General features: G+C 75.6%; 4 protein-coding genes and 1 pseudogene. 3 read left to right on the forward strand and 2 right to left on the reverse strand.

Going from position 1 to position 5,528, the window contains the following annotated elements; all coding sequences use genetic code 11:
* From AE652_RS34185 to AE652_RS34195, 3 genes are all read left to right on the forward strand, one after another.
* The coding region (locus AE652_RS34185) for a TIGR03084 family metal-binding protein (protein ID WP_049658756.1) at nucleotides 1-503 on the forward strand (503 nt) is incomplete at its 5' end.
* Between the two features lie 70 nt (nucleotides 504-573).
* Nucleotides 574-1,188: a hypothetical protein gene (locus AE652_RS34190; RefSeq protein ID WP_234348643.1), complete on the forward strand. Its 615-nt coding sequence runs from the start codon at nucleotides 574-576 to the stop codon at nucleotides 1,186-1,188.
* Between the two features lie 85 nt (nucleotides 1,189-1,273).
* Nucleotides 1,274-1,756, forward strand: a complete 483-nt coding sequence (locus AE652_RS34195; protein WP_159028631.1) for a hypothetical protein — start codon at nucleotides 1,274-1,276, stop codon at nucleotides 1,754-1,756.
* 57 nt (nucleotides 1,757-1,813) lie between these two features.
* Here AE652_RS34195 and AE652_RS34200 read toward each other — a convergent pair whose 3' ends face one another.
* Nucleotides 1,814-5,080 (reverse strand): error-prone DNA polymerase, encoded by a 3,267-nt coding sequence (locus tag AE652_RS34200; RefSeq protein ID WP_049658763.1) that lies wholly within the window; start codon nucleotides 5,078-5,080, stop codon nucleotides 1,814-1,816.
* A 142-nt stretch (nucleotides 5,081-5,222) separates the two neighbouring features.
* Nucleotides 5,223-5,528: pseudogene (locus AE652_RS34205) on the reverse strand (DNA polymerase Y family protein); the annotation flags it as partial.

Below are 5,528 nucleotides of genomic sequence, written 5' to 3' on the forward strand. Positions count from 1 at the left end.
TGCTCGCCCGCTGGCGGGCCGGGCGGGCGGAGGTGCTGGCCGCGCTCGGCGCCGCTCCGGCCGACGTCCGGCTGCCCTGGTTCGGCCCGCCGATGAAGCCCGCCTCGATGGCGACCGCCCGGCTGATGGAGACCTGGGCGCACGGCCAGGACGTCGCGGACGCGCTCGGCGCCACCCGCGAGCCCACCGACCGGCTGCGGCACATCGCCCACCTGGGGCTGCGCACCCTGGGCTTCGCCTTCACCCTGCACGGACTGCCCGTGCCCGAGCGCCCGGTCCGGCTCGACCTGACCGCGCCCGACGGCGGGTCCTGGTCCATCGGCCCGGCCGGGGCGCGGGACGTGGTGGCCGGCCCCGCCCTGGACTTCTGCCTGCTGGTGACCCAGCGCCGGCACCGGGACGACCTCGCCCTCACCGCCACCGGGCCCGTCGCCACCGCCTGGCTCCCGATCGCCCAGGTCTTCGCCGGGGCGCCGGGCAAGGGACGGCCGCCCGGGGCGTAGGGCGGCGCACCAGGCAAGGCGCGGCGGCCCGAGGCGCGGGCGGACCACCGGGGTTGGTTGAATGGCACCCATGGACGACCTGCTCAACCGACTGCCCGCCATCCCCGACCTGCGCGACCGCTGCCGCGCCCTCGCCACGCTCGACGCGATCCTCAGCCCCGACGACTGGGAGGCGCGGTACCACTCCTTCGACGCCTCCTGGGACGAGGGCGAGGAGTTGGCCTCGATGCGCGACGGCGAGGGCGACGACTGGTGCCTGGTCTTCTCCCCCGTCGGCGCCTACGGGCGCGGCTTCGACCACGAGGCGCCCAACGCCCCGGAGCTGCTCGCGGCCGTGCCCGAGGAGTTCCGCCGCTTCGCCGAGGAGCCCGCCTTCGGGGACGAGGACGGGCCGACGGTCACCCGCTGCTTCTGGCGTGCCCACGAGGACGGCGCCTGGCGGGGCGCGGCCGCCGAGCGGGGCGCGGAGGGCCTCTTCGACCTGCTGCTGGACGGCTCGGCCGCCGGGTACCGGGCCTGGGCCACGGAGTACTTCGAGCCGGAGCACGAGCTGGACCTCGCCGCGATCGAGCACGTCCTGGCGCTGCGCCCGCTCACCCCGGCCGTGCTGGCGGCGCTCAACCCGGACATCGACGAGGAGGAGCTCGCCGTCGACCTCGCGGAGATCGGCTACCCCACCTCCTGACGTATCGTCACATCTGTTGGGCAGTACGGGTACACCACTCCTTCCGGCGATGGGCCGGAGCCTTCCGGGGTGGTGGAATGCCCGCATGATCCGTACACGTGCCATGCGCACCGCACTGTCCTTCACCGCCGCCCTGCTCGCCGTGGGCGGCCTGGCCGCCGCCCCCGCCCAGGCCGCCGTCGCGGCGACCGCCCCCGTGGTCGCCGGGGCCCAGGTCCGGGCGGCCACCCCGGCCGCCCAGCAGGTGCTCACCTTCCTGGAGGCGTACCGCGACGCCGTGGAGGGCGGGGGCGGCACCGAGAGCCCGCGGCAGGTCCGCGAGCAGTACCTCTCCCCGTACCTGAACTACCGGCTGGACCAGTGGGCGATGCGGAACGACGCCGATCCGGTGTTCCGCGCGCAGAACGTCCCGGCGAGCTGGTCGGCCCAGCAGGTCAAGGAGGAGGAGGGCTACGCCTCCGTCCGGCTGACCGAGTTCTGGAGCGGCGGGGGCAGCCGGGACGTCTGGTACACCGTCCGCCTCACCGACCTGCGGATCTTCGACCTCGGCGACCAGCCCGCCTTCTAGCCGTACCCCGACGCGTCGACGCGCGCCGCCTCACAGGCACACGCCGGCCCGCCCCGCTCAGAGGCCGATCCGGAGCGGGGTGAGCCGGGTGGCGACCAGGTTGGTCGCGCCCCGGTCGCGCTCGACGCGGCCGTGCACCAGCAGCCCGGCCCGGTCCAGGGCGGTGCGGCGCTGGGACTCCCAGACCGGGCGGTTGCAGATCACGTTGATCAGCCCGGTCTCGTCCTCCAGACTGAGGAAGAGCACCCCGCCGGCCGTCGGCGGCCGCTGCCGGTGGGTGACCAGGCCGCCGACCACCACCTCCGTTCCCGGTGGCACATCCGGGAGTTGGGCGGCGCTGAGCGCGCCGCCGCGGTCCAGGTGGGCGCGCAGGTGCTGGAGCGGGTGGCTGGTGGCGGAGGTGCCGGTGGCCCACAGGTCGGCGATGGTCTCCTCGACCGGGCTCATGCCGGGCAGCTCCGGCGCCTCGGTCCCGGGGGTGGTGCCGGGGATCAGTCCGTCCGAGATCCCGGCGAACGCCCCTGCGGCCCACAGTGCCTGACGTCTCGTCAGTTCGAAGCAGTCGAAGGCCCCCGCCGTCGCCAGCGCCTCCAGGGCGGGACCGGGCAGGCCGGTGCGGCGGGCGAAGTCCTCCAGGTCGGCGTACGGCTGCCCGGCCACGATCGCCTCGGCCTGCGGGGTGCCGATGCCGCGCACCGTCTCCAGGCCGAGCCGGATCGCCGGTTGCGGGCGTCCGGCGGTCAGCGGCGGTTTCGGGGTCGGCCCCCGGTACGGCTCCAGGGTGGGCCGCGCCCCGCTGGCGTTGACGTCCACCCCGCGCACCCGCACGCCGTGCCGCCGGACGTCCGCGACCAGGCTGAGCGGCGAGTAGAAGCCCATCGGCTGGTTGGCCAGCAGGGCGCAGGTGAAGGCCGCCGGGAAGTGGTGCTTCAACCAGGCGCTGGCGTACACCAGGTAGGCGAAGCTGATCGCGTGGCTCTCCGGGAAGCCGTAGTTGGAGAAGGCCTCGATCTTGCCGTAGACGTCCTCCGCCACCTCGGCCGGGATGCCGCGCTCGGCCATCCCGGTGAGCAGCCGCTCGCGCAGCCGGGCGACCCGCTCGTGCGAGCGCTTGGCGCCCATCGCCTGGCGCAGCCGGTCGGCCTCTTCCGGGGTGAACCCGGCGCAGTCGATGGCGAGTTGCATCATCTGCTCCTGGAACAGCGGCACCCCGAGGGTCTTGCCGAGGGCGTTCTCCATCAGCGGGTGCGGGCAGCCGGGCGGCTCCGCCCCGGCGCGGCGGCGCAGGTACGGGTGGACGGAGCCGCCCTGGATCGGGCCGGGGCGGATCAGCGCCACCTCGACCACCAGGTCGTAGAAGTGGTCCGGCTTGAGCCGGGGCAGGGTCGCCATCTGGGCCCGGGACTCGACCTGGAACACCCCGACGGTGTCCGCCCGGCGCAGCATCGCGTACACGCCCTTGTCGTCGTCCGGGATGGTGGCCAGGTCGTAGCGCAGGCCGTGGTGCTCCGCGACCAGGTCGCAGGCGTCGTGCAGGGCGGCGAGCATGCCCAGGCCGAGCAGGTCGATCTTCACCAGCCCGGCCCCGGCGGTGGACTCCTTGTCCCACTGGAGCACGGAGCGCCCGGGCATCCGGGCCCACTCGGTGGGGCAGATCTCGCCGATCGGCTCCTTGGTGAGCACCATGCCGCCCGAGTGGATGCCCAGGTGGCGGGGCAGACCGTGGAGCTGGGCGGCGAGTCGGAGCACGTCGGCGGGGATGACGGCGTCCGCGCCGGGGGCGGAGCGGAAGTCGGTCTGCCGGCTGAACGCGTCCACCTGCCCCTGCGGGTAGCCGAGCACCCGGGCGGCGTCGCGGATCGCCAGCCGGGGCCGGTAGGTGATCACGTTGGCGACCTGGGCGGCGTGCTCGCGCCCGTAGCGGCCGTAGACGTACTGGATGACCTCCTCGCGGCGGCGGTTCTCGATGTCCAGGTCGATGTCGGGCGGCCCGTCCCGGGCGGTGGAGAGGAAGCGTTCGAACAGCAGCTTGTAGTGGACCGGGTCGACGGCGGTGATCCCGAGGGCGTAGCAGACCGCCGAGTTGGCGGCCGAGCCGCGGCCCTGGCACCAGATGTCCCGGCTCCGGCAGAAGTCCACGATGTCGTGCACGATCAGGAAGTAGCCGGCCAGGTCGAGGTCCTCGATCACGTCCAGCTCCTTGGCGAGCTGACGGCGGGCGGCCGCGTTGCCGGAGCCGAAGCGGGCCGGGCCGCCGGCCGCGACCAGGGCGCGCAGGTGGCCGATCTCGGTCCCGCCCGCGGGGACGGGGAAGCCGGGCAGCTCCGGGTCCAGCCGGGCGAAGTCGAAGGCGCAGGCCCGGCCGAGTTCGGCGGTGGCCCGCTGCACCCCGGGGAAGCGGGCCAGCCGGCCGGCCATCTCGCGGCCCGAACGCAGGTGCGCGGTGCCGGCCGCGCTGGTCCAGCCGACCGCGTCCTGGAGGGTGCGGCGCTCGTGCAGGGCGGCGAGGCTCTGCGCGAGGCGGCCCTGGGCGGGGCCGGCGTGGTGGGCGTTGGTGGAGGCGACGACGGGGAGCCGCGCCTTCGCCGCGAGGGCGGCGAGGGCGTCGTTGCGCCGGTCGTCGCCGGGCAGCCACTGGTCGATCAGCTCGACGTGGACGTTCTCCGGGCCGAACGCCTCGGCGAGGGTGCGGAGCCTGCGCTCGGCCTCGCCCTGGTCCGGGCCGTTCCTCCCGGCGAGCGCGGCGGGGACCCGGCCGAGGCGGCAGCCGGTGAGCACCGCCCAGTGGCCGTCGTGCGCCCCGGCGAGCGCCCCGAGGTCGTACACCGGGTTGCCCTTGGCGCCGCCGGCCAGCTGGGCGGCGGCGATCGCGGCGGAGAGGCGGCGGTAGCCGGCCGGGTCGCGGGCGAGGACCAGCAGGTGCTCCTCCGTCCCGCCGTCGCGGCCCGTCCCGCCGTCGCGGATCGTCAGCTCGGCGCCGAACACGGTGGCCAGGCCCGTGCCCCGGGCCGCCTCGGCGAGCCGGACGGCGGCGTACAGGCCGTCGTGGTCGGTGATCGCGAGGGTCTCCACGCCGAGCCGGACCGCCTCGGCGACCAGGTCCTCCGGGTCGCTGGCGCCGTCCAGGAAGCTGAAGGCGGAGTGGACGTGCAGTTCGGCCCAGGGGGTGGCGGGCTGCTCCGGTGCGGCGGGCTTCTCCGGTGCGGCGCGTTCGGGAGCCGGGGCGGGGCGGCGCAGCGGGACGACCGTACGGTCCGGCGCCGCGCCGGTCAACCGGCGGTGCAGCTCGCTCCAGGGGAGCGTGGGGTGGCTGGTGAAGCCCATCGGGGGTTGCCTTCGTCGTTCTCGTGCTCGTCCTGCTCCCCCCCTGCTCGTCCTGCTCCCCCCTGCTCGCCTACTCGGCCTTCTCGGCCCGCTCCCTTCGGCCCTGCCCTTGCGGGCCTGCTCCGTTCGGGTGCCGGGGCCGCTAGTCATAGCCGGCCTCCAGGTACCAGGCACCCCCCTCCACGGTGAGCAGCAGCGCCCGGCCGCCGTCCACCACGACCTGGAACCGTGCCCGGCGCCGGGCCAGCGACTGGTCCCACCAGTACTCGACCGCCGGCCAGGGCCCGGTCCAGCCGTCCACCCGCTCCTCCCGACCCCGGACCACGACCAGGGCCGGCCGGGCCGACACCCCCGCCCGGCCGTCCACCGTGACCGGCCGCCCGGCCCCGTCCAGCACCCGCACCGGCGCCGGCTCCCGCAGCACCACGGCGGGCCACACCTCCGGCAG

It is taken from the genome of Kitasatospora sp. MY 5-36 (genome assembly GCF_001182915.1).
In the GTDB taxonomy this organism is placed as follows: Bacteria; Actinomycetota; Actinomycetes; order Streptomycetales; family Streptomycetaceae; genus Kitasatospora.